We start from the raw sequence: 24,771 nt of genomic DNA, 5'->3' as shown, positions 1-24,771 counted from the left end.
GTCCCGGCACATTTCGTTTAACTACGCCCGAACTTGTTAGAGGTCTAATGCCATCGAATCAGTTGTTGTAACTTACGTAGAGACAAACCTTAAAACAGATATTAACTGTCTATAAGCAATTATACGGAATAATATTGGGGATTTCCAGAGAGTATAGACTTACCGTTCGTCACAAAATGAAACTTCTTTATTAATCGGTTCGCCTTTTTTAGCCATATTCGTGCTTTTTCCGGGCTACTACGTAGGCTCAACCATCAACAATCATTCTCTTTATACATGCAAAGACGAGACTTTATTCAATTGTCTGGCCTGGGTGTTGGCAGTCTGTTAGCGGCTGGTGTTCCGGTCCTCGGCAATTCCGTATCGGCGGAGTATTTACTTGAGGCAAGTGGCCGGGGCGTAGGCATCGACACGGCGGCCAAGAAACGATTAGCGGATATTGCCCTCAATGCCGCCAAAAGTAAAGGTGCTACCTACACCGATGTTCGCATTGGCCGCTACCTTCAACAGTTCGTCTTCACCAGGGAAAAACAAGTTCAGAACATTTCCAACGCGGAGTCTTTCGGGGTTGGTATTCGGGTAATTGCCAACGGCACCTGGGGCTTTTCGGCTACCAGCAACGTAACGCCCGATGGCATTGCCAAATGTGCCGAAACGGCCGTAGCCATCGCCAAAGCCAACGCCAAACTCCAGTCCGAACCTGTGCAGCTAGCTCCCCAGAAGGGGGTTGGAGAAGTCGTCTGGAAAACGCCCATTAAGAAAAACGCCTTCGAAATTCCGGTTCAGCAGAAAATTGATCTACTGATGAACGTGAACGGCGAAGCGATAAAAAACGGGGCAGCGTTCGTTACGTCCAACTTGTTCTTCGTAAACGAGCAGAAGTACTTTGCCTCAACGGATGGGTCGTACATCGACCAGGATGTGCACCGTATCTGGCCAACGTTCACGGTATCAGCCGTTGATCGGGCCATCGGTAAATTTAAAACCCGAGACGCCCTGAGTTCGCCCATGGGCATGGGCTATGAATATCTGGATGGGCTGGCTTCTGAAAAAATCAAAGCACCAAACGGACTCGTCGGTTATCGGAATTCGTACGATATGCTGGAAGATGCGATTCTGGCCGCAAAACAGGCAAAAGAGAAATTAACCGCCAAGACGGTACAGCCGGGTAAGTACGACCTTGTTTTAGATCCCAACCACCTCGGCCTGACCATACACGAATCTGTTGGTCACCCCACCGAACTCGACCGGGTATTGGGTTATGAAGCCAACTACGCCGGCACCAGCTTTGCTACACTGGACAAGTGGAAAACCAAATCCTTCAACTACGGCAGCAAACTGGTCAACATCGTTGCCGATAAGACTCAGCCTCACACCCTCGGCACCGTTGGTTATGACGACGAAGGCGTTCCTTGCAAACAGTGGGATTTGATCAAGGACGGCATTCTGGTCAACTACCAGGCTATCCGCGATCAGGTGGCCATTCTGGGCGAAAAAGAATCCAATGGCTGCTGCTACGCCGACAATTGGGACTCCGTGCAGTTCCAGCGGATGCCGAACGTATCGCTGAAGGCAGGTACCGAAAAACGCTCCGTTTCTGATATGATCAAAGGGGTCGACAAAGGGATTTATATTATCGGACGCGGCTCATACTCCATTGACCAGCAGCGCTATAATTTCCAGTTTGGTGGACAGCTCTTCTACGAAATCAAGAATGGCGAAATTGCGGGTATGCTCGACGATGTGGCTTACCAGTCGAACACCCAGGAATTCTGGAACTCCTGTGCCCAGCTTTGCGACCAGGACGATTATCGTACATTCGGTTCGTTCTTCGATGGTAAAGGGCAACCTGCTCAGGTAAGTGCCGTATCGCACGGATGTCCAACTACCCGCTTCAACGGAGTCAATGTGATTAATACAGGCCGGAAAATATAGTGAAAATGGTAAACTAGTAAACTAGTGCAGTTAGTAGGTTCGTCAACAGGGGCCTCTGCTTTCCTGGTTTACTACTCCACTTCTACACTTAATGAACTAAAATAATGGCAATCTTAACCAAAGAAGAAGCAAAGAAGATAATTGATAAAGTACTGAGCTACTCGAAGTCGGATGAAATGAGCGTCAGCCTGACAGGTGGCCGTACCGGCAACATCCGCTACGCCCGGAACTCTGTTTCGACAAGCGGTGAGTCAGACAACCTGGCGCTGGCCGTGACCTCCGTTTATGGAAAACGGTCCGGTACATCGACCATCAACGAGTTTGACGATGCGTCGCTCGAGAAGACGGTTCGCCGGGCCGAAGAAATCGCCAAACTGGCCCCAGAAAACCCGGAGTATATGCCGATGCTGGGGCCTCAGACGTATTTGGAAACCAGCACCTATGCCGAAAGTACCGCGAAAATCACGCCTGATTTCCGCGCACAGGCCGCTTTCGATAGCCTTGACCCCTGCCGCAAGAAAAACCTAACGGCCGCTGGGTACATGGAGGACACTACCGGTTTTTCGGCCATTGGGAATACTAAAGGCCTGTTCGGCTACAACCGGGCCACCAGCGTCGATTTCTCGATTACCGTCCGTACCGCCGATGGCTTGGGGTCGGGCTATGCTAACCCGGATGTAAACGACGTCAGCAAGCTCAGCACGAAGGCCGCTACCGAGATTGCCATGCAAAAAGCGATGGCTTCGGCCAATGCCAGAGCCCTGGAGCCGGGTAAATACACCGTTATTCTGGAACCGACCGCTTCCGTTGAGTTACTGCAGAACATGGTCCGTAGTATGGACGCCCGTTCGGCCGACGAAGGGCGTAGTTTCCTGAGCAAAAAGGGGGGCGGTACCCGACTAAACGAGAAGCTATTTGACGAGCGCGTTACCTTCATTTCCGATCCCATGAATACCGATTTACCCCTTTCGCCCTTTGGCGGAGGAGGTGGTGGCCGTTTTGGTGGCGGTGGTGGCGATGGCCTGCCTCAGCAGAAACAAACCTGGATTGAGAAGGGCGTGGTGAAGAATATGTTCTACTCGCGCTACTGGGCCGATAAGAAGGGCGTTCAGCCTGTTCCGGCACCGGGAGGTTTCATTATGCTGGGCGGTACGCAATCGCTGGCCGACCTGATCAAAAGCACCGACAAGGGCATTCTGGTCACACGTTTCTGGTACATCCGCGCCGTTGACCCACAAACCCAGCTCTATACGGGCCTGACTCGTGATGGGACGTTCTACATCGAAAACGGTCAGATCAAATTCCCGATCAAGAATTTCCGGTTCAACGAAAGTCCGGTAATCATGCTGAATAACGTCGAAGCGCTGGGCAAACCCGTCCGCGCCGGCGGCAACCTTATACCGCCCATGAAAATTCGGGACTTCACGTTCACGAGTTTGTCTGATGCTGTGTAAATTTTTGCCACAGAGATGCACCAAGGTACGCAGAGATACACGGAGTATGAACTAGCAACAATCGTCACAGGAAAAGCTATTGAGGTACATCGGGCACTTGGCCCCGGCCTACTTGAATCGGCATACCAGGAATGTTTGTTTTACGAACTTCATTCACTTGGCCTCTACGTGGAGCGTGAAAAACCAATGTCAATTGTTTACGAGGATATTGTATTGGAACATGGCTATCGACTAGACTTGCTTGTTGAGAATTAGTTAGTTATTGACCTTAAAACGGTAGAAGATCTCAATGACTTATACATGGCCCAATTACTGACTTATCTAAAATTTGGCAACTACCGCTTAGGCTTACTTATAAATTTTCGCGTCAAGATGTTGCGCGACGGCATCAAACGATTTACAAATTTTTCTCTGTGAATCTCTGTGTCTCTTTGTGCATCTCTGTGACCCAACTAAAAACACATGAACCGTCGAGATTTCAACCAACTTATAGGCATGGGTGCTGCGGGCATCCTGCTGCCCAGTCTTCCGGCCTTTTCCCGAACCGTTAGCCCCGAGGCCCTCATTGAACCCGGCATCGACGTAGCCGTCAAAAAACGCCTGGCCGATGCCGCCCTGAATGCGGCCAAGAGCAAAGGTGCCAGCTATACCGATGTGCGTATTGGCCGCTATCTGAACCAGTTCGTGATTACCCGCGAAGATAAAGTACAGAACATCGTCAATACCGAATCCTATGGCGTTGGCGTTCGGGTGATTGCCGATGGCTGCTGGGGATTTGCCGCCGTTGTCGATGCCAAAAACGAGGCTGCTATGGCTAAAGCCGCCGAGAAAGCGGTAGCCATTGCTAAAGCCAACGCCCGACTTATGAAAGAGCCGGTGCAACTGGCTCCCCAGAAAGGCTACGGTGAAGTATCGTGGAAAGCGCCGATCAAGCGCAACGCATTCGAAGTGCCCATTAAAGAAAAGGTTGATTTGCTGCTATCGGTTAACAGCGCGGCCCTGCAAAACGGAGCGAACTACGTGAATTCGGTCATGTTTATGGTGAACGAGCAGAAATATTTTGCTTCCAGCGACGGTACCTATGCCGATCAGGATATTCACCGCATCTGGCCCAACTTCACCGTTACCGCCATCGACCCCAAGACGGGGAAATTTGAGACGCGCAACACCCTTAGCTCACCAATGGGTATGGGTTACGAATACCTGCAAGTTAACCCGGCCGATAAAGTAACGGGCATCACCACTCGCTATAACAAAGGCTACGACATGCTGGAAGATGTAACGGCAGCCGCCAAACAGGCCCGCGCCAAACATGCAGCCAAGTCGGTAGAAGCCGGGAAGTACGACCTCGTCCTCGACCCGTCGCATCTGTGGCTCACTATCCACGAATCCGTCGGTCACCCGCTGGAGCTGGACCGGGTATTGGGCTACGAAGCCAACTTTGCTGGAACGAGCTTCGCTACGCTTGATAAATGGCAGTCGAAGAACTTCAATTACGGCAGCAAGCAGGTCAACCTCATCGCTGATAAAACCCAGGTTGGGTCGCTGGGTGCCGTTGGGTACGATGACGAAGGAGTGAAAACCAAGCAGTGGGATCTGGTAAAAGATGGTACGCTGGTGAACTATCAGGCCATCCGTGATCAGGTGCACATCATCGGCGAGAAAGAATCGCAGGGTTGCTGCTATGCCGACAGCTGGAGTTCCGTCCAGTTTCAGCGCATGGCCAACGTGTCGCTGGCGGCTGGTAAAACGCCTTTGTCCGTTCAGGAAATGATTAAGGATGTTAAAAAAGGCATCTACATCATCGGCGACGGATCGTTCTCGATTGACCAACAGCGGTACAACTTCCAGTTTGGCGGACAGCTCTTCTATGAAATCAAGAATGGTGAAATTGCGGGTATGCTGAAAGATGTGGCTTACCAGTCGAACACCCAAGAATTCTGGAACTCCTGCGCGCAGGTTTGCGACGAACGCGATTACCGGCTCGGCGGCTCCTTCTTCGATGGCAAAGGGCAACCCTCACAGTCGAGCGCCGTTTCGCACGGCAGCAGCACCGCTCGCTTCAACGGCGTCAATGTGATCAATACGGCTAGAAAAATCTAAAACGTTATGACACAGAGATACACCAAGTGACACGAAATTACACAAAGAATCTTTTCAAGAAAATCTCTGTGTAACTCTGTGCGTCTTGGTGCATCTCTGTGGCCCAAAACATATGGCTATCATACTTACTGAAGCAGAAGCGAAAGCACTGCTCACGAAAGTTCTCAGCTACTCGAAAGCTGACGAATGCGAGGTAAACCTGATTGGTGAAGAGCGGGGGAATCTGCGCTATGCCCGAAATGAAGTGTCGACCAGTGGCTCGCTCATCAATCAGAACTTACAGGTTCAATCGGCTTTTGGCAAGAAAGTCGGTGTAGCCACTATTGATGAGTTCGATGATGCGTCACTGGAAAAAGTCGTGCGTCGAGCGGAAGAGCTGGCTAAACTGGCACCCGAAAACCCCGAGTATATGGGTGTTCTGGGTCCTCAGCAATACATAAAGTCGAACGGCTTTTTCGATTCAACAGCTAAAGTTACCCCCGACACCCGAGCCGAGGTAGTGGCTAAAAGCCTTGAACTGTCTCGCGCCGAAAAGCTGGCGGCTGCTGGCTTCCTGCAGGATAATTACGGCTATTCGGCCATGATGAACTCCAAAGGGCTCTTTGCTTATTACCCCAGCACCAACGTCAACTTCTCCCTGACGGTCCGTACTAACGACGGTAAAGGATCAGGTTATGTAGCCCGTGGCTACAGCGATTTCAACAAGCTAGATACCGCAGCAGCCACCCGTATTGCCATTCAGAAAGCCAAAGGATCGGCCGAAGCGCGGGCTATTGAGCCGGGTAAATACACTGTCATTCTGGAACCGACGGCAGCTGTCGTTCTGCTGGAGAACATCTTTTATAACATGGATGCCCGATCAGCCGATGAAGGCCGGTCGTATTTCAGCAAAGCAGGCGGCAAATCGCGTCTGGGCGATAAAATCGTTGACGAACGCGTTACGATCTACTCCGACCCGACGCATCCAGAATTACCGGCATCACCGTGGTCGGGCGATGGGCAGGCTCAGGCAAAAACGATGTGGATTGAAAAGGGGGTTGTCAAAAACTTGGCTTATTCGCGTTATTGGGCACAAAAGCAAGGTAAAAAGCCACTTCCCTATCCTAACAACATGATTATGGCAGGCGGTTCGGCTTCGCTGGAAGACATGATCAAAAGCACCCAGCGGGGCATTCTGGTAACCAAGCTCTGGTACATTCGCGAAGTAGACCCACAAACCATTTTACTCACGGGCCTCACCCGCGACGGGACTTTTTACATCGAAAACGGCAAGATTAAGCATCCGGTCAAAAACTTCCGGTTCAACGAAAGCCCGGTAATCATGCTGAACAATCTGGAATCATTGGGCAAACCCGAACGGGTAGTCAGTACTGAGTCAGATCAGAACTATCTCATTCCGCCCATGAAAATCCGGGAGTTCACCTTCACAAGTTTATCGGATGCAGTGTAAGCCATCGTTTAAAAGGTAGTTCATGGTGAAGATGTAGTAATTACCGTCGATGCGTCGAACCGTTCCGGTCGGGTGTATGTCTTATGGTCCTCGCCCGACCGGAACGGTTCAACGCATCGACGGTCGGCACTAGATCTTTAAACAACCTATTTTTTCGTAACTTCATCATAAAACGAACGAATTATGCTGGATACCCGCGTTGCCGAATTAGTAGAGACTCCCGATGCCAAATCAGTCATTGAACAGGCGCAAGCTATTCTGGCCGATGAAGCTCAACGTCGCCGGGCGTTTCGGGAATGGCTGCGCGACGATATTAAAGCCGAATTCATTAATGGTGAAGTTATCATGCACTCGCCCGTAAAACGACGGCACCTGGATGCTACAGCCAACTTAATGACCTTGCTGCGCGTCCATGTTCACCTTAATAATTTAGGAGCTGTTGATTCTGAGAAAGCCCTTATTGGGTTGACCCGGTTCGAAAATCGGCAGAACAGTATCAGTTGGACAAAGCAACGATGGCCTTTGCCTCTGTCGCGGTTGCTTATATAGATGATACCCTAACTGCCTTGACTATACCCGGCTTCTCCATTCCGGTGAAAGCCATTTTCGATAAGCAGACTAATCTGGAAACACCACGCGCCCTAATGAGCCGACCTGCTTAATAACGCACTACTGACTACATGATTACCATTACCCCAGCCACCGAACACGACTTACCCATCATTCGCGCCATTGCTTACCAGACTTGGCCGTCAACCTTCGGCGAGATTCTTTCTGCTGACCAAATCGGTTATATGCTCGATATGATGTACAGTATGGACGCTCTTAATCGTCAGGTGAATGAGCAGAACCACGTTTTTCTGCTGGCTCAGGAAAGTGAGAGTAAGACCTACCTTGGATTTACGTCCTACGAGTTCGATTATAAAGGGCTGTCCAAAACCAAGATTCACAAGATTTATCTGCTTCCCGCCAGTCAGGGCAAAGGCGTAGGAAAACTGCTTATTAACGAGGTGGCTGAGCTATCTTCAGCTCATGGTAACGACACTCTCTCATTAAATGTAAACAAGTATAACAAGGCCGTTCAGTTTTATGAACGGATGGATTTTTTCATCGTTGACAATGAAACGATCGACATTGGCAACGGCTTTATAATGGATGATTATGTGATGGAAAAGCCAATGAAAATGTAGGCATGAAGCTTAAAAACAGCTATTTTTAAGCTAAGAAAGCCTTTTTTACAGCTGGTTATTCGTGTTTTTGGCTCATTCACTAAAAGGAATGTAATAATAACCACTAATAGTAATATCGTTGGCCAGCCAAGTGGCGAATGACAATTACGCTGACTTAAATACTTTCTCAACAAAAGCCTTTGAAACCTTTTTTCTTTACCCGTATTCAGTACACGTCCGGCGATTGGGACACCGACCAACGGATGCCGTCGAACCTGTTGCATTCGCTGGTTGAATACACAACGCTCCCGATTGATCAGAAAGAAAAGGTGGTGCAGTTGAGTAGTCCCGACTTATTTAAAAGCCCTTTTTGCTACCTGAGTGGGCACAAGCTGGTCGAGTTTTCAGCACAGGAGCGTGACCACTTCAAACGATACGTACAGAATGGCGGCTTCGTGTTTGTTGACGATTGTAACCACGATGTCGACGGTTTATTTGCTAAATCCTTTGAGCAGGAAATGGGCCGAACATTCGGCCCGAAAGCCTTGCAGAAAATCCCAAATACCCATCCCATTTACACCTGTTTTTTCAAGTTCGATGAAGGTCCGCCAACTACTTCCTTTGAGCTGAACGGCTGGGGCGACGACCTTGTACATGACTACCTGAAAGCCATCACCGTAAACGGCCGGATCGGTGTCTTATACAGCAATAAAGATTACGGCTGCGAGTGGGATTACGATTTCCGAAACAAACGATTTCTAGCCGAAGACAACACTAAATTCGGCGTCAATATAATTACCTACGCGCTCACCGCTTAGTATTAATGTACAATGGATAATGACTAAATAGTGCTGGTAGTCTCTTAAGGCAATTTCAGCCGATATGTGATGTCCATTATTCATTGTTCACTATACATTTCCTTCATACAACCTGAAAGATAAACCATTGGATTCAACAGACTTAACTCACTACAAAGCCCTGGTGGCCAAGCTGCCCCAGCTACGAAAGGAAATCGGGAAAGTTATTATCGGACAGCAGGAAGCCATTAGCGAAGTGCTTATTTCGCTAATGGCGGGCGGTCACTGTCTGCTCGAAGGGGTTCCCGGCCTCGCCAAAACCCTCATGGTCAAAACCATGTCCGATGCGCTGGCGATGCGTTTCAAACGAATTCAGTTCACGCCCGACCTGATGCCCGGCGACATTGTGGGTACAGAGGTTCTAGAAGATGATCACGAGACGGGTCATAAGGTGTTCGTTTTCAATCGGGGGCCGATCTTCGCCAATGTTGTGCTGGCCGACGAAATTAACCGGACACCTCCCAAAACGCAGGCGGCCATGCTCGAAGCCATGCAAGAGTATAAGGTTACATACGGCGGCAATGATTATATGCTACCCAAACCGTTCCTGATCATCGCCACCCAGAACCCCATCGAGCAGGCCGGTACCTACCCCCTACCCGAAGCTCAGTTGGACCGATTTCTGCTGTACATCAAGCTCAGCTATCCGTCGGAGCGCGAAGAACTGGAAGTGTTGAAAAGCACAACCGGCACCGCCCGCCCGGAACTGCAAACGATCCTGTCTGACGAAGACATCATCCAGCTACAAAAGCTGACCCGTCAGGTACACATCAGCGATGAGTTGATCGACTATATCAACCGGCTCGTGCGGGCGTCGCGCCCTGCCGAAACGAAATCATCCTTTGTGAAGCAATGGGGCGAATGGGGTGCAGGGCCACGGGCCGGGCAGGCTTTGGTTTTGTGTGCCAAGGCGAGAGCCGTACTGAACGAGCGATTCTCGGTCATACCCGACGATATACAGGCACTGGCCTACCCGATTTTACGCCACCGAATTGCCCTTAACTTCCGCGCCGAAGCCGAAGGCATCACCACCGATCAGGTAATAAAGGAACTACTGTCGACTGTGAAATAACCCTTTCTGATGCTCATCACCGAACTCCTCAAACTCAACAACCTTCAACTGGCCAGTAAACTGGTGAGCGACGAGTTATTGCTGGGTATTCAAACCAGTCGGCGGTCGGGAATTGGGACCGAGTTCGAGCAGTTCCGGCACTACGCCCCCGGCGATGATCCGAAACGCATTGACTGGAAGCTGTTCGCCAAATCGGGCCACTACCTCGTTCGGGAATCGGCCACAGAGAGCAATCAACAGGTTCGTTTCCTTATCGATCTGTCGGGGTCGATGAATTACGCTGAAGGGAAGGTAAGCCGGTTGCAATATGCCAAAATCCTACTAGCCTCACTGGCCTATTTGAGTAATCGGCAGGGCGATCAGCTAAGCCTGTTCTCGCTGCAAAACGGTTTGGTTCAGGCATTGGTGCCGGCAGGAAAACAGGCATTTCAGAAAATCGTAGCGACGCTGGAAGGCAGTTCGGCTACGGGTGCCTGGGACAATCGAAGCCCGTCTATTCCTGAATTCGGGCGTAAACAGGCCGAAGTGCTCATCATCGCGTCAGACTTTTTGCAGATTGACGATGAATGGGTGCAACTTATTCAGAGCGTAGCGGCTCCTCGTCGGGAAGTCGTTTTGTTTCAATTACTGGGCGATGAAGAAGTTAATTTTTCAATGAACGGTTTTTACCGATTTCAGGATTTGGAGACAGGCCGCGAAATCGAATTACAGGCTGATGCCATTCGGGAAACCGTTCGCGAACGGGCAACATTATATCTGACAAAGTTGGAAGAAAGTTTGCGCATTCCGCACGTCCGGCTCATCCGCGTTCGCCTGAGCGACCCAATCGCTCTGGTGTTAAAACAGTTTTTAACCAGTTAAGCCAAGTCATTTCCTATGCAGTTTGTTGAGCCGTTTTTGTTGTGGGGTGCATTAGCCGTCGCGATTCCGGTGGCCATTCACTTCTGGCACCAGAAGCAAGGAAAAACCCTGCCCTGGGCGGCTACACAGTGGCTCATCAAGAAGCAACAGCAACAAAGCCGCGGCTTTCGGCTCGATAATGTTCCCCTGCTAATTATTCGTTGCCTGCTGCTGATCCTGCTAGCCTTTCTATTAGCGCAACCCATACTAAACTGGTTTCAACAACCACCCGCCATTCAGAAAGTACATTTGGTACAGCCAAGCCAAGCCGTTGCAGACAACTACAAATTTGAACTCACCGACGCCCGCAAGAAAGGGGAGAAAGTTATCTGGGCCGATGAGCGTCTGAGTGAGATGGACGACAAGCCGATCGCTGGTCAGCCATTTACCCGATTCAGCACGTTACAATTGCAAACCGCTATTAACCGGCTGGATACTAAAAACACCGAACTCCACCTTTACCTGGTCAATAATCAAAAATTGGCCGGTGTACCCGCCATTTCGGTACCCGCCAAATTCAGTTTGCATACAGTGGTCGATTCATCGGCTCAGCCTCGTCCGTATCTGGTGGTTAAAAATGAGCGTAAGCTGTTCATCAACCGAACGGGAAAGCTGGTAAGCCTTCCGACCCTTGACCCAACGTTAAAATTTAAGTCGGCACCCGCCCATTCGGGACCGATAGCCGTTTTGCTACGTTATCAAAAAGCGCAGGAGCAGCAAACCGTTAAAGCCGCGGTAGCCGCTCTGGCGGATGTGTACGGATTTGACTTCTCGATTGATGAAAAACTGACACCCAATCGCAGTTACGACTGGATACTGACCGATAAACAACCGTTAAAGCCATCCGTTCAAACACTTTATACCGTTTCGGACATGGCCCAAATTGATGGACAGACTAACGTAACATTCACAAACGAGTCCTTAACACCCCAAACGTCGGACCGGGCCGCCACGGGGCAGTTGCCCGAATGGCTTGGGTTGCAGTTACTGCACCATTATGGGCTTAGTTTGACCAACGCTTCCCTCAGTGCCAGTGACTTAAAATTCCTATTTGTTCCAACGAACAAACCTACAACCGAACAACATGCAGGCATACAGCATGGCCTTTTTTTGTTATTCGTTAGTTTGTTAGCCGTTGAACGCTGGATCGCCTTAACAAAAAACGCATGAACGAACTGAAACGCCTTGTCTCGTCGGTCACGTACCAACTCTATGCTAATGCTCTGCTTCGGTGCCTGTTGCTGGCTATTTCAGCTTATTTTCTGACCGCCACGTTTACGGGGCCATCGGTTATAGCCCTGGTATTTGCCCTGGCGGGTTTTTGTATAGGTGTTTTCCTGAGCAAGCTGTATCAGGACAAGAAACCTCAGGCCATCCGCCTTATCCACCGGGCCGTTGGTGATGTCGAATATAGCCTTCCCTTGTTGACAAAGCCCGAGCTTAATTTAGCCGAACAACTTCAACTCGACCGGCTGAACACCCATATACAAAACGTATGTATCCCGATGGTCGTGCTGGCGAAAGCGGGTGCTTACGGACTGATTTTACTGGCAGCGTTAGGCGTTTACTTCGGTTATCCTTTATTAAAAAATACGGACGTCGAAGGACGCCCTGTGGCCAAAGGTTTTCTGGCAACATTTACACCCGACAAAAAAGCCGAGGCTCCCTCCTTCGAATCGGCAGCCCTCCGCATTCAGCCCCCGGCTTACACCCGGCTTCCCGAGACAAACTCATCGAATTTGAATGCATCGAGCATTGTGGGGGCGGTTCTTTCGTGGCAGGTGCAATTCAGTCATACCAATCAGCTTTCTGTTCGGCTAGTAAATGGTCGCGGGCAGGAAATCCCCTTTCGTCAAACCGGTGATAACTATACGCATCAGGATCGGCTGATCAACTCCGGCCTGTATGCCATTAAAGCCTATTGGCAAACGGAAGGCAAAAAAGATTCCGTTGTGTATCAATCCGACTTTTACCGGCTGGAAGCAAAACCCGATCTAGCTCCTAAAATTGAGCCGGATTCGAAAGAACTGTACCAGTTTCATACTATCAAAGACCCAAAAACACTGACGGTAGGAGCCCGGATTTCAGATGATTTTTCGGTTTCCAATACATTCTTGGTTGCTACCGTGGCACGGGGATCGGGCGAGAATGTCAAATTCCGGGAGGTGAAGTTTCCGCTGAGTCAGGCCAATTTCAAAGAGGCCAGATTGACTAAAACGCTCGATCTAAACGAACTAAAATTTGCCCCCGGCGACGAGTTGTATTATTACTGGGCAGCCTTCGACAACCGCCAACCCGAACCTAACTTCACCAAGTCCGACACCTATTTTCTGGTGTATAAAGATACGACCCAAGTGGAAGAAAGCGAGTTGGCAACGATGGCGGTGAACATTATGCCTGAGTATTTCCGAAGTCAGCGACAGATTATTATCGACACCGAAAAGTTGATTGCCAGCCGGAAACGCTTGACTACCAAAGGCAGTGTCAGTCATGCATTTAAGAGCCAGTCGAATGAGATCGGATTCGATCAGAAAGTATTGCGGCTGCGTTATGGCCAGTTTCTGGGCGAAGAGTTCGAGACATCGGCCGGGGGCGGGCATATTGAACCCACCGATGACGATGGCGATCCACTCAAGGGATTCGTTCACGCCCACGACACGGGCGAAGAGCATGGCGAAGCACACCACGTTGAGGAGCCGCACCACGACCACGGCCCATCTGGCCCCGATAATGACAAAGACCCGGTGGCAGCCCTGATGGAGCAATACGTTCACTCCCACGACAATGCCGAAACCAACACCTTCCACGAAGAATCGACCCGTTCGATCTTGAAAATGGCGTTGGAGCAGATGTGGCAGTCGGAATTGCATTTGCGCATGTACGAACCCGAAAAAGCCCTGCCGTTTGAGCAGAAAGCCTTGGAGTATTTAAAAATATCGCAGCAGAAAGCCCGGTCGTACGTCAAGAAAACCGGTTTCGACCCACCCCAGACGAAAGAAAAGGAAACACGATTAACGGGCGAGTTCAAAAACGTGACAACGGGCTTTAACCAGGAGCGGGTTTATTCGAAAGAACGAATTGAGTTGCTGGTAGCGCAGGCTATCGGGTATCTCGATCTATCAACTCTGAGCCCGCAACAGCGACAAACGATGCAACAACTTGGCAACGCGCTGGCTAACGGTGTTGTCAATAGTGGGCTGCAAAACTGGTCGGTGCTGACTTCGCTACAAAAATTAGCGGGTGGAAAATCGCTCAATCCCGCCGAAAAAATGCAGCTTAAAACAAAACTGTACGCGCTAACGGGGACGTCGGAACGAACCGGCCCAACTTACGTCAGTGATCGCGCCCTTCAACAAGCGTTCTGGCAGCATATCAACTAGCCGCCAATTTATCTGAATTTCGAATGCAAACACCTGTAAACTGGACCGACCCGATCACCTGGTTTATCGTCCTGGCGTTAACCATTCTATTGGTTGGTCAGCTTTGGCTTATTGCCCGCAACCAATCAATATCTACCGGCCGAAAATCCCTTCGGACAGGTCTGAATATCCTTCTCTGGCTGGTTGTACTTGGCTATTTTCTCCAGTTTGAATGGCAACGTGAACGGTTGGCCACGCATGTACTGCTCGTTGGCGACGAAGTGCCGTCAGCCGTAGCCCGTCAGGTTCGGGACAGCCTCAACCTTCAGGAAAGTATTACCAGCCGGAATTTAAAGGACGAGTACGATTCATTGACCCTGATTGGCCAACGATTTCCAACGGCAACTCTGACCCAGATCAGCCAGTCGGCTCTGCAATGGATACCTTATTCCGAGCCAAATTCAGTGCAGAGTCTGCACTGGAAAGGCGTTGTTCGACAGGGCGAGATTCAGCGGGTAACGGGCCGGATTCTATCGTCGGAGGAGGCTTTGCTTCGGATAAAATTTGGCAGCAGAACACTCGACAGTGTGGCCCTGCACGCGGGTGTGCAGCCATTTTCGCTTCAATTTCCCGCTTTTTCGCGTGGGCGCACCCAAACGGAGTTAGTCCTGGGCAAAAATACCCTCGACACGGTTCGATACTTTACCCGGCCAATTGAGCCGCTTACCGTTTTGTTTTTACTCAACAGCCCCGACTTCGAAAGCAACACATTAGCGGGTTGGTTGGGTAAACAGGGACATACGGTTCAGGTATCGACCACCTTATCGAAGAATATCAGCAGCAACGTCAGCATCAACAAAGCGGGTAAATCCATTGACAAAACCACGCCAGATCTTATCATCACGGAGTCCGCCAATGCCGTCAATCCGACCGTTCGTAAAGCCGTTGCCGATGGGAAAGCCGTTCTGTTCATCAACATCACCAATCCAGAAACCGAAAGCCGGGTGATCAATCAGGCATTAGGTAGCCGCTGGCAGGTAAGAAAAACAGGCAACGAAGCGACCGTCCCGGTTAGCAATGGGCTGACTGCACTCCCCTACCGATTCTCGGAAAGTCTAAACCAGTTCGCTGTAGCCGGTTACCCGATTGCCGTGCAGCGAAGCACACGCGGATCTGCCGGACGTATTGGGGTTAGTTTATTAAGCGAAACCTACCCGTTATCGCTCAGTGGCGACAGCATCGGGTACAACCGGGTCTGGACGGCGGTGCTGGCCCGACTATCCTCTTCTGACAAGCCCACAATTCAGGTAAATTCACCGGTGTATAGCGGTTTGCAACAGGAAGTTCTTGTCAATAACACGACTGGCTCGTCGCAGAAACTATTCATTGGTCAGGATACGGTAGTTCTTATACCCTCGCCCGTCAATGAACGTTCGGCAGTTGGTTTATCGCTGTTCAGACATACCGGCTGGCAACCGGCGCAGGATTCGCTGGCACTCTTCGTAAACGCGCGTAACCGATCAGACCCGATAGCCGACCGGCAGATGGTCAGCCGGTTTATGCTGGCTCATGCGCAGGCTACATTATCATCCCTGCAACCCTCCCGAACCACCATAGCCAGGGTGCCGGACTGGGTGTGGCTCATTTTATTTCTTGGCTGCTTCACGGCTTTGTGGATTGAGCCAAAACTGGTATAATTTACGATCCAGACTTATCATGGCATCGTTTCTTCCATTCACTCTTGAATTTCCTTCGGTCTTCGTCGCTCATTTGACGCAATTTATCCCGCCAGGGAAGTCCGCCACCTGCTCCCCGGAAGCCTCCGTTTCGCGGGCCGAATTTGAACCCTCCGAATAAAAGTCGGGATAGGACCAATAACCCCACTGCCTGCCAGAACGTTACCGACTTAACGGGTACAACCGCAACCAGCACCGTATTCCAGAGCCAGTAAACGGCGTAAGAAACGCCCAGCAACGCCAGTAGTATGAAGATTGGCACAAAAAATCGTATCCGCCTGTAAGGAGTTCTCATAGCTTATAGGTTGTCAAGTTCATCGTATAGGCGTTGTAATCGTTTCCGAAGGTGCTGAACGGCATAGCGTTTCCGGGAGATGATCGTCTTCAGATTCTCCCCCGTCTCATCGGCAATCTCCTGCAAGGTTCGGTCCTCGAGTTCATTCTGAACAAAAACAATCCGCTGATTTTCGGGTAACTCATTCAGCGCCTTCATTAGTTCTTCCCAGAAAATATCCTTAAAAAACTGATCCTCGGGGGTTTCGGCATCGGCCAGAAGAATTTCCCGAAAGCGGAAATCGTCGTCATCCTCATCACCCATCAAATCAGATAATGAATCGTCTTTTCTCTTCCGATAGGTATCGGTAATTCTGTTTCGGGCCACCTGAAACAGCCAGCCGCTTACGCTCTCGATGCCGTCGAGGTCAACAACTCTGGCGAGCTGGTACCAAACGTCCTGTAAAATATCTTCGGCATCCTCCTCTGATTTCACCTGCCCGCGAATAAACCGAGACAGCCGGTTTCCGTACTGCTTTACTGTCTCAAGAATGGTTCGTCCGGGCGTTTCAGCCATGGTGGGTATGTGAACAGAATAAGTTAGATAACGGCCAGAAATTGTGAGTTAAAATCCTAACTTCTGACCGTTATTTAACTGGTATAGCCAATTTAGCGGGTTCTTAACGGTTACTCCTGATCCCGTTTATCCAGCTCGCGCAAAACGTCGACCATTGTTCGGAAACGGTTCGCATCCCCAATGAAACCCAAACCGGTCATAATAAGTGCAAAACCACCCGTACTCACCCAAAACCAGGGATCAACATTGACTTCTTTCATTTTGGAACCGTGGAGTAACACGGCAAGTCCGCTACCCAGCAACATGGCACCGCCCCCACCAAATAGCCAATACTTTGTTATCAGTTTTTTTTCTTGCTGCGTTCTCATACTGTGTTTGGTTTGATTTTCAGTTGGTCAAAAAACCATTTATAGCGTATCAGGTTTACAAAAAAAATGTATCTTACCCCTAGTTCAGGCCCTCTGCGGTAGCCTGCCAGCCACTAACCTTAACGTATATGCCCGTTTTCACCCTAGGAATAGAAGAAGAATTTCAGACAATAGACCCGGCTACGGGCGAGTTAAGGTCTCACATGTCAAAGATTGTTGATGGCGGCCAAATTGTTCTCCAGGAGCGCGTAAAGGCCGAAATGCACCAGGCCGTCGTTGAGGTTGGTACTAATATCTGCAATAATATTCACGAAGCCCGCCAGGAAGTCACGTATCTCCGAAAGATGATCCTGGAGCTGGCCGACAACCAGAATCTAAAGATTGCGGCTGCCGGAACACACCCTTTCTCAGACTGGCAAGAGCAGCTGATCACCCCCAATGAACGTTACGACCGGTTGATCGACGAACTGCGCGATGTGGCCCGCTCGAACCTGATATTTGGGTTACACGTACACGTAGGCATCGAAAATAGGAATGAAGGCGTTCAGATTATGAACGCGGTACGCTATTTCTTACCGCACATTTACGCCCTATCGACCAATTCGCCCTTTTGGCGGGGCCGTAACACGGGCTTCAAATCGTACCGATCAAAGGTATTTGACAAGTTTCCCCGCACCGGTATCCCGGATTTCTTTTCTTCGGCAGCGGAGTACGATGAGTACATCAATTTACTGGTGAAAACCGGCTGTATCGACAACGGCAAGAAAATCTGGTGGGATATACGGCTACATCCGTTCTTCGACACCATTGAGTTTCGTATCTGCGATGTGCCAATGCGGGTGGATGAAACCATTTGTCTGGCGGCCATCATGCAGGCGCTGGTAGCTAAAATTTACAAGCTTCACCAGCAAAACCTCAACTTCCGTCCGTATCGTCGTATCCTGATCAACGAAAACAAATGGCGGGCTGCCCGGTACGGTATTGAAGGTAAATTGATTGATTTTGGTAAGCAAATTGAAGTACCAACCCATGAACTGATCCACGAACTGCTAAACTTTATCGACGATGTCGTTGATGAACTCGGTAGCCGTGCAGAGTGCGAATATGTTCTTAAAATCCTGGAAATGGGCACCGGCGCCGACCGTCAATTAGCTGTTTTCCAACAGACAAACGACCTCAAGCAGGTAGTCGATTACATTGTTCAGGAAACTTCTTTCGGCATCAGGTAGTTTATTTTTAAAGGATAATTAACTAGCAGTTAGCCGTAACACACACTCTATGAGCTTAGTAAAAATTGCTGTTCTCGATATGAATAACAACCATGCCAATGAAGGCATGCGTTGTATTTTACACATAATTCGAAACGTACAGGGAAACGACCATGCCGAGCTGGCATTCGATGTATTTGATGTTCGGGCGAATAACGAACTCCCCGATTTAGACTACGATATTTATATTTCGTCGGGTGGCCCCGGTAGCCCGATGGCCTCATCTGATGAATGGGAAAGTCGCTATTTTGAGCTGATTGACCAGATTTTTGACTGGAACGCTCACAACGACCGGAAGAAATTCGTTTTCCTGATCTGCCATTCGTTCCAACTGGTTGTTCGCCACCTCGGTCTGGGTTTGTTAAGCCGCCGTAAGTCAACATCATTTGGTATTTTTCCGGTGCATAAAACAGATGAAGGTGATTCGGAAACGTTGCTGGAAGGCTTACCCGATCCATTCTTCGCAGTCGACTCCCGCGATTATCAAATTACTAGTCCCGACGCTGAGCGAATGACCGAAATGGGCGCGGATATCTTGTGTCTGGAGAAAATCAGGCCGCATGTACTGCTGGACCGAGCGGTTATGGCCATGCGATTTTCTCCCGAAATCATCGGTACGCAGTTCCACCCCGAAGCCGACAACGAGGGGATGCTACGCTACTTCTTACAACCCGAAAAACGCAATCATATCGTGCTGAATTTTGGCCAGGAGAAATACGACGACATGGTTTCTTACCTTCAGGACCCTGACAAAATACCTTTGACCGAGTCGGTTATTCTTCCCGGATTTTTGCGTCAGGCCATTCGGTCGTTATCGTCTACCGTCGAAGAGCACGAAGTTGCATAGTTTTCTTTCGTATGGTCGATAGCTCTTTAAGAAACAGCTATCGACCATAAAATTATTGCCGACCTGAGATTAATTGGTATCGGTCTGATTTATCCCAACGCCTTATGATAAAGCCTGTCAGAGACGCCTTTAATGAAGCCTTTAGCCCGGAGAGCTACCGGGCTTTTTTGGCTAAAGTTGAAACCGATTATCCCAACCAATTGGATTTTCGGGTAGCTGAAACCCCCATCTTCGTCCCCAAAGTTTTGACCGATAAGCTTTTACTGGCTTGCGACGATATTATTGCTGTCGTCACCCGCGATGATTTTAAAGCCCTGACGGACAAGGCCATTCCCACTGAACAACGCGTGCCAAATGAAGATGGGCATACACAGTTTATGGCGGTCGATTTTGCGGTTTGCATAGACGAGCAGGGTGAGTTAACTCCTCAGCTAATTGAATTTCAGGGTTTTCCGTCTCTGTATTGTTTTCAGCCTTATTTGGCAAGCCTTTTCCGGAGTCTTTATCCCATTCCGAAAAATCTCTCTCACTTATTTACAGTTGCTGATAATGCAGCTTATCTGGATCAGTTGCGCCAGATGATCGTGGGCGATTGCCAACCGGAAGAGGTCATACTGTTAGAGATTTATCCAGAGAAACAGAAAACGCGTATTGATTTTGTTCTGGCAGAAAAATACCTGGGCATCCCGGCGGTTTGTATCAGCAAAATTAAAAAAGACGGACGGAAGCTGTTTTATGAAAAAGATGGCCGTTTAATTCAGATCAGACGAATTTATAACCGTCTAATATTCGATGATCTGCAAAACTACCCTGATCTACAGACCGACTTTCACCTCACCGATGATGTTGATGTTGACTGGGTAGGGCACCCAAACTGGTTTTTCCGGATTAGTAAATACACCTTGCCTTTACTGAGAAGTCCCTACGTACCCGCTAGCTATTACCTGTCTGACTTAAGCAGTTACCCCAAAGACTTGGAAAATTACGTCCTGAAACCGTTATTTTCATTTGCGGGTAGTGGCGTGAAGCTGAACATTACTGCCGAGGATCTCGACGCGATACCCTTACATCAACGGGATGGTTATCTATTACAGAAAAAGGTTAAATACGAGCCCGTCATTCAATCGCCGGACGGGCTGGTGAAATGCGAAATCCGAATGCTATTTATCTGGCCTAAAGAAGATAAACGCCCAACGTTACTAACCAACCTCAGCCGCCTGAGTCGGGGTGAAATGATTGGGGTTAACTTTAATAAGAACAAAGATTGGGTAGGCGGTTCGGTGTGTTTCTTCGAGAAATAACCGTAACAGTATACCACTTATAGAGTCGCAAAGGATGCAAAACGATATTATCGGGTATTTGCGAATCCTTGGCGACTTTTGTGTTTACTATCGTTTTACATATGGAACCACAACAAATTGCAGCTTCTGAAAAAGCAATGTTCGACCTTACCGGTAAAGTCGCTATCATAACGGGTGCCAGTAAAGGTATTGGCGAAGACATGGCCCGTGTTTTTGCCAAATTTGGCGCAAACGTTATTATCAGCAGCCGTAAGCAGGACGCCTGCGACGCACTGGCTAACAAAATTCGGTTAGAAGGTGGCGAAGCAACAGGCATTGCTGCCAATGTGGGCGATATGGATCAGCTTCAGCAACTGGTCGACAAGAGTATAGTTACGTATGGTGGCATTGATATACTTATCAATAATGCCGCGTCGAATCCCGTCTTCGGCCCATCCCTCGACTGCGATGGAGCCGCTTTCGACAAGATCATGCAGGCGAACGTAAAAGCCCCTTTTGAGTTGAGCAAACTTTGCTATCCAAGCATGAAAGCACGGGGTGGCGGTAGTATCATCATGATCAGCAGCATTGCCGGACACACGCCCGACCCAGGTCTTGGCATGTACAGCGTGAGTAAAGCATCGCTCAATATGCTGACGAAAGTACTGGCAAAGGAATGGGGACCTGATGGTATACGGGTCAATGCCATTTGCCCAGGTCTGATAAAAACCAAATTCAGTCAGGCTCTCTGGCAGAACGAAAAAATTCTGGATCATTTCACGAATCGTATACCTATTGCCCGCATGGGAACGGTGGATGAGATTAGCCCACTGGCCCTTTTTCTGGCTTCCAGTGCGTCGTCGTACAGCACAGGCAGCTTATTCTATGCAGATGGTGGTACCGTAATTTAAATCGCTATGGTTACAGAAACACGCGAAGTATGGCTACGGGGACCACTTCCAGATGTGCCTCCGTTGGTACAGCCCGTTGCTCATGCGCTGATGCAGGCTTGTGAAGAAGTTAGTGCGTTGATGACCGATTTCCCGGAAGCGTTACTTTGGGTGCGTCCGGCCAATGTGGCTTCGGTGGGTTTTCACTTGCAGCACCTGACCGGTGTACTCGACCGGCTGTTCACCTATGCCCGGCAGGAAGCATTGTCAGACGAGCAGTTAGCCTCATTACGCTCTGAAGGAAACCCGGACGAGACAACCCTATCGACGCCCGAACTGGCTGTGAAATTTAACCAACAGGTCGAGAAATCCCTCGCTTATTTACAGACGGTTGATGAAAAAACGTTGACCGAGACGCGGGGTGTCGGTCGGGCACAACTGCCCTCAACGGTCATTGGCTTGCTAACACATGCCGCCGAGCACACCATGCGACACGTGGGACAACTGTCGGTAACCATTCGGGTGCTAACAGTTTAACCTTTTTTTAAGTTATCATTCATCGGCATTTAATTCATCTGGCCGACCTTTCACCCGAAAAGTCCGCCAGGGTGGCGGGCAATAACGAAAAAAACCATTCTCAAGCGTATGAAAACGACCATTTTTGCTGCTTTCATAGCAGTTGCACTGTACGGAGGCACTGCGTCTGCCACTGCCCCATCACAAGAGAAACCAGTAAGTAAAACAACTACAACGACCGTTAAAAAAGCTACGCCAACCAAGACCACGGCCACGAGCACAACAGTCCATAAAAAACACGTTAAGTCTTCCTAGATAGCACCTACATGAAGAAGGCCCGCTTGTGGTAGGCCTTCTTCATTTTCATTATAATTGAGTTCTATTCATTGTACGGCCAAAATCTTAAATTCAGTTCTACGGTTTTGCTGGTGTTCACCCTCTGAGCAGTTCACTCCATCAATGCAACCATTTATGATCTCAGATTCGCCATAACCACGGGCAACTATCCGAGTTGCAGAGATGCCTCTTGCTACCAGATAATCCATAGCGGCCCTGGCACGGCTTTCCGATAGACGGATATTGTAGGTATCAGTTGCTCGTGAATCGGTATGAGAACGTAGCTCTATCTGCATTTGCGGATATTCTTTCAGAATATCCAGTACATGATCCAACTCCCGAGCCGCATCAGCACGAATAAAAAACTTATTAAGGTCATAGTAAATATTTTTCAGCTGAAAGACATCTCCTACGCCATACAACCCGAGCGAATCGGTAAGGACCTGCGATTTGCGTTTCGTTTTGTTATACTGGGCCTTTTTAGTTGCGTACTGATCCTTCTGCGCTATAATGGTATAAGGCGCATTTGGTTTAACATCAAACTCATAGCCTCCATCCGGGCCTGTCGTCACGGTTTGTTCCGAATTATCCTTTTCGTTACGAAGCGTCACTTTCACGCCCGTTGCCGGCATCTGGTTCACCTCTGTCTTAATCACCCCTTTTATTACTGTATTCTCAGAGCGCTCCAAGTAGATTGATACATTCAGCAATGGTTTTGGAGATTGTGTCATTGTTGAAAAGCGAACGCTGTTCATGGCGAACCCTTCTTTAATAGCCCTGAATTCATATTCTGTGTTTGAATCTACGCACAAGTCCGCCCGGCCTTCTATGTTCGTTATACGTAGATCCTGGTTAACGCCATTCCGCAGAATACGGACATCAGCACCTTCAAGCGGCATACCGGATTTAGCATCGTAGACCAGAATATTAAGTTGTTTGCACGACCGCCTGAATGAATAAATATCATCATCACTGATTCCTTTTTTACGGTTGCTGCTGAAATAGCCACTCGCGCCATTGTTATCGGTAATAAACCCGAAATCATCTTTCTCTGAATTTATGGGAGCACCGACGTTCTGAACACCCTTATAGGCAATTCCTTCTTTCAACTCGGCCATAAACACGTCAAGGCCACCCAGCCCTTCGTGCCCATCGGAGGAGAAGTACAAACTCCCGTTTTCGGCGGCAAACGGAAACATTTCATTGCCTTCGGTATTGATTTCCTTACCCATGTTTACCGGGCTACCCCATTGGCCATTGGTGTATTCGACAACGTAAATATCCGTTCCGCCGTAGCCGCCCGGCATATCCGATACGAAATATAATTTTGTATCATCAGGCGAAAAAGCGGGATGTCCCACAGAATATTCATTGTTGTTGAAAGGCAATTCCTGTATATCAACCCATTTACCGTTCTTATTGATAGAGGAATAAAGCTTGAGTTTTTTGACACCATCCGAGCTTTTCCCCGATTTGCCCTTGCTGGCGTTATTCCTGGTAAAGACAATCACATTCTGATCTTTGGTGAAGGTCATTGGCCCTTCGTGATATTTGGTGTTGAGCGTCCGGTTGAAAATTTCAGTTTTCGACAGTGCCTTATTTTCACCGGCGGCTTCACCACTTTCTTCCCTTGTTTCGGTGCCGCCACCTAATACAGCGGCATTAACCAAACCGGCTCCAGGTACCCGAAGCTGATTCGTATCGGGGTGAAAATACAAATCAAGAAACGGCGTCTGGTTCCAGCTGAACACACGCTTGATCACACCCGTTTCATCACGCGACGACACGAACACAAGCCCACCTTTATAGTACATCGGACTAAAATCAGCCTGGCGGGAGTTGATCGGAAGGTTCTGGATTCGATAGGAAGAAGAGTCCTGATAAAACCGACTCATATCCATATACGACACGGTAAAACGACGGCCCCGCAAATCCTGAGCCTGCTTCTCTCCGTACTGGCTGTACATTTTTTGCGAGTCCCGATACTTACCATTAGAGGCTAGTGCCTGCGCGTAGTACAAGTATATTTCACTATCTAAGTCGGTGTAGGTTTTTACAAGCTCACCATAAATACGCTCGGCATTGCGCGTATCCTGTAGCTTACGATAGCTATAGCCAAGTTTGATCAACGCATCGCGTGTATCGGCAGCGTCTCTCTTTTTGTCTGTCCGCAGAAATTCTTCATACGCCCGCACAGCACTGACGTAGCTAAGATCATCAAATTGCTTATTTGCCGCTCGTAGCCGCGCACTCTGGGCCTGAACAGTCAGACTCGACAAAGCTAACCCTGCAAGTAGCAGGAAACGTACAACTCGGTTCATAAATAGTAGTGAGTTATAAAAATATGGGCTCGCTCAATTAGCTACAAATTGAATGCCAAT

21 protein-coding genes and 1 pseudogene are annotated in these 24,771 nt (G+C 49.2%); 18 read left to right on the top strand and 4 right to left on the bottom strand.

All coding sequences use genetic code 11. From position 1 onward, the window contains the following. The first annotated feature begins 276 nt into the window (after positions 1-276). From NT073_RS11905 to NT073_RS11845, 13 genes and pseudogenes are all read left to right on the top strand, one after another. Positions 277-1,935: a TldD/PmbA family protein gene (locus tag NT073_RS11905; RefSeq protein ID WP_297373331.1), complete on the top strand. Its 1,659-nt coding sequence runs from the start codon at positions 277-279 to the stop codon at positions 1,933-1,935. 104 nt (positions 1,936-2,039) lie between these two features. Further along, positions 2,040-3,389, top strand: a complete 1,350-nt coding sequence (locus NT073_RS11900) for a TldD/PmbA family protein (protein ID WP_297373329.1) — start codon at positions 2,040-2,042, stop codon at positions 3,387-3,389. A gap of 15 nt (positions 3,390-3,404) precedes the next feature. Then, a pseudogene (locus tag NT073_RS11895) lies at positions 3,405-3,806 on the top strand (GxxExxY protein). 45 nt (positions 3,807-3,851) lie between these two features. Continuing rightward, positions 3,852-5,492 carry a TldD/PmbA family protein gene (locus tag NT073_RS11890; protein ID WP_297373328.1) on the top strand — a complete coding sequence of 547 codons (1,641 nt, stop codon included), beginning with the start codon at positions 3,852-3,854 and terminating at the stop codon, positions 5,490-5,492. Positions 5,493-5,604: 112 nt separating this feature from the next. Further along, positions 5,605-6,942: a TldD/PmbA family protein gene (locus NT073_RS11885; protein WP_297373326.1), complete on the top strand. Its 1,338-nt coding sequence runs from the start codon at positions 5,605-5,607 to the stop codon at positions 6,940-6,942. Between the two features lie 183 nt (positions 6,943-7,125). Continuing rightward, positions 7,126-7,491: a Uma2 family endonuclease gene (locus tag NT073_RS11880; protein ID WP_297373324.1), complete on the top strand. Its 366-nt coding sequence runs from the start codon at positions 7,126-7,128 to the stop codon at positions 7,489-7,491. Positions 7,492-7,622: 131 nt separating this feature from the next. Further along, positions 7,623-8,132: a GNAT family N-acetyltransferase gene (locus NT073_RS11875; RefSeq protein WP_297373322.1), complete on the top strand. Its 510-nt coding sequence runs from the start codon at positions 7,623-7,625 to the stop codon at positions 8,130-8,132. A 179-nt stretch (positions 8,133-8,311) separates the two neighbouring features. Beyond that, entirely contained in the window at positions 8,312-8,929 is a 618-nt protein-coding gene (locus tag NT073_RS11870; protein ID WP_297373320.1) for a DUF4159 domain-containing protein, read from the top strand. A gap of 127 nt (positions 8,930-9,056) precedes the next feature. Then, positions 9,057-10,040, top strand: a complete 984-nt coding sequence (locus tag NT073_RS11865; RefSeq protein ID WP_297373318.1) for a MoxR family ATPase — start codon at positions 9,057-9,059, stop codon at positions 10,038-10,040. 9 nt (positions 10,041-10,049) lie between these two features. Next, complete coding sequence (locus tag NT073_RS11860; RefSeq protein WP_297373314.1) at positions 10,050-10,901, top strand: DUF58 domain-containing protein; 852 nt, start codon at positions 10,050-10,052, stop codon at positions 10,899-10,901. A gap of 15 nt (positions 10,902-10,916) precedes the next feature. After that, positions 10,917-12,110: a BatA domain-containing protein gene (locus NT073_RS11855; RefSeq protein WP_297373312.1), complete on the top strand. Its 1,194-nt coding sequence runs from the start codon at positions 10,917-10,919 to the stop codon at positions 12,108-12,110. Beyond that, positions 12,107-14,320, top strand: coding sequence for a DUF4175 family protein (locus tag NT073_RS11850; protein ID WP_297373310.1), 2,214 nt, complete (start codon positions 12,107-12,109; stop codon positions 14,318-14,320). The genes NT073_RS11855 and NT073_RS11850 overlap by 4 nt, the downstream gene beginning before the upstream one ends. Positions 14,321-14,343: 23 nt before the next feature. Continuing rightward, entirely contained in the window at positions 14,344-15,996 is a 1,653-nt protein-coding gene (locus tag NT073_RS11845; RefSeq protein ID WP_297373305.1) for a hypothetical protein, read from the top strand. A 1-nt stretch (position 15,997) separates the two neighbouring features. Here the strand turns inward: NT073_RS11845 and NT073_RS11840 are convergent, their stop codons facing one another. From NT073_RS11840 to NT073_RS11830, 3 genes are all read right to left on the bottom strand, one after another. After that, positions 15,998-16,330: a hypothetical protein gene (locus tag NT073_RS11840; RefSeq protein WP_297373303.1), complete on the bottom strand. Its 333-nt coding sequence runs from the start codon at positions 16,328-16,330 to the stop codon at positions 15,998-16,000. Positions 16,331-16,333: 3 nt separating this feature from the next. Beyond that, positions 16,334-16,885, bottom strand: coding sequence for a sigma-70 family RNA polymerase sigma factor (locus NT073_RS11835; RefSeq protein ID WP_297373301.1), 552 nt, complete (start codon positions 16,883-16,885; stop codon positions 16,334-16,336). Between the two features lie 110 nt (positions 16,886-16,995). Continuing rightward, positions 16,996-17,253: a hypothetical protein gene (locus NT073_RS11830; RefSeq protein ID WP_297373298.1), complete on the bottom strand. Its 258-nt coding sequence runs from the start codon at positions 17,251-17,253 to the stop codon at positions 16,996-16,998. A gap of 128 nt (positions 17,254-17,381) precedes the next feature. Here NT073_RS11830 and NT073_RS11825 point away from each other — a divergent pair, with 128 nt between their 5' ends. From NT073_RS11825 to NT073_RS11805, 5 genes are all read left to right on the top strand, one after another. Next, on the top strand, positions 17,382-18,482 hold the full coding sequence (locus NT073_RS11825; protein WP_297373296.1) for a carboxylate-amine ligase: 1,101 nt from the start codon (positions 17,382-17,384) through the stop codon (positions 18,480-18,482). Positions 18,483-18,531: 49 nt separating this feature from the next. Further along, complete coding sequence (locus NT073_RS11820) at positions 18,532-19,368, top strand: homoserine O-succinyltransferase (protein WP_297373294.1); 837 nt, start codon at positions 18,532-18,534, stop codon at positions 19,366-19,368. A gap of 104 nt (positions 19,369-19,472) precedes the next feature. Beyond that, complete coding sequence (locus NT073_RS11815; RefSeq protein ID WP_297373292.1) at positions 19,473-20,669, top strand: hypothetical protein; 1,197 nt, start codon at positions 19,473-19,475, stop codon at positions 20,667-20,669. Between the two features lie 101 nt (positions 20,670-20,770). After that, positions 20,771-21,559 carry a glucose 1-dehydrogenase gene (locus NT073_RS11810; RefSeq protein WP_297373290.1) on the top strand — a complete coding sequence of 263 codons (789 nt, stop codon included), beginning with the start codon at positions 20,771-20,773 and terminating at the stop codon, positions 21,557-21,559. 6 nt (positions 21,560-21,565) lie between these two features. Then, on the top strand, positions 21,566-22,075 hold the full coding sequence (locus NT073_RS11805; protein ID WP_297373288.1) for a DinB family protein: 510 nt from the start codon (positions 21,566-21,568) through the stop codon (positions 22,073-22,075). A 362-nt stretch (positions 22,076-22,437) separates the two neighbouring features. Here the strand turns inward: NT073_RS11805 and NT073_RS11800 are convergent, their stop codons facing one another. Continuing rightward, on the bottom strand, positions 22,438-24,711 hold the full coding sequence (locus NT073_RS11800) for an OmpA family protein (protein WP_297373285.1): 2,274 nt from the start codon (positions 24,709-24,711) through the stop codon (positions 22,438-22,440). Between the last annotated feature and the right edge of the window lie 60 nt (positions 24,712-24,771).

The organism is Spirosoma sp. (assembly GCF_026391055.1).
Taxonomy (GTDB): Bacteria; Bacteroidota; Bacteroidia; order Cytophagales; family Spirosomataceae; genus Spirosoma.
Note: the sequence above shows the minus strand (reverse complement) of the source record. Positions and strands in the feature narration are given on the sequence as shown.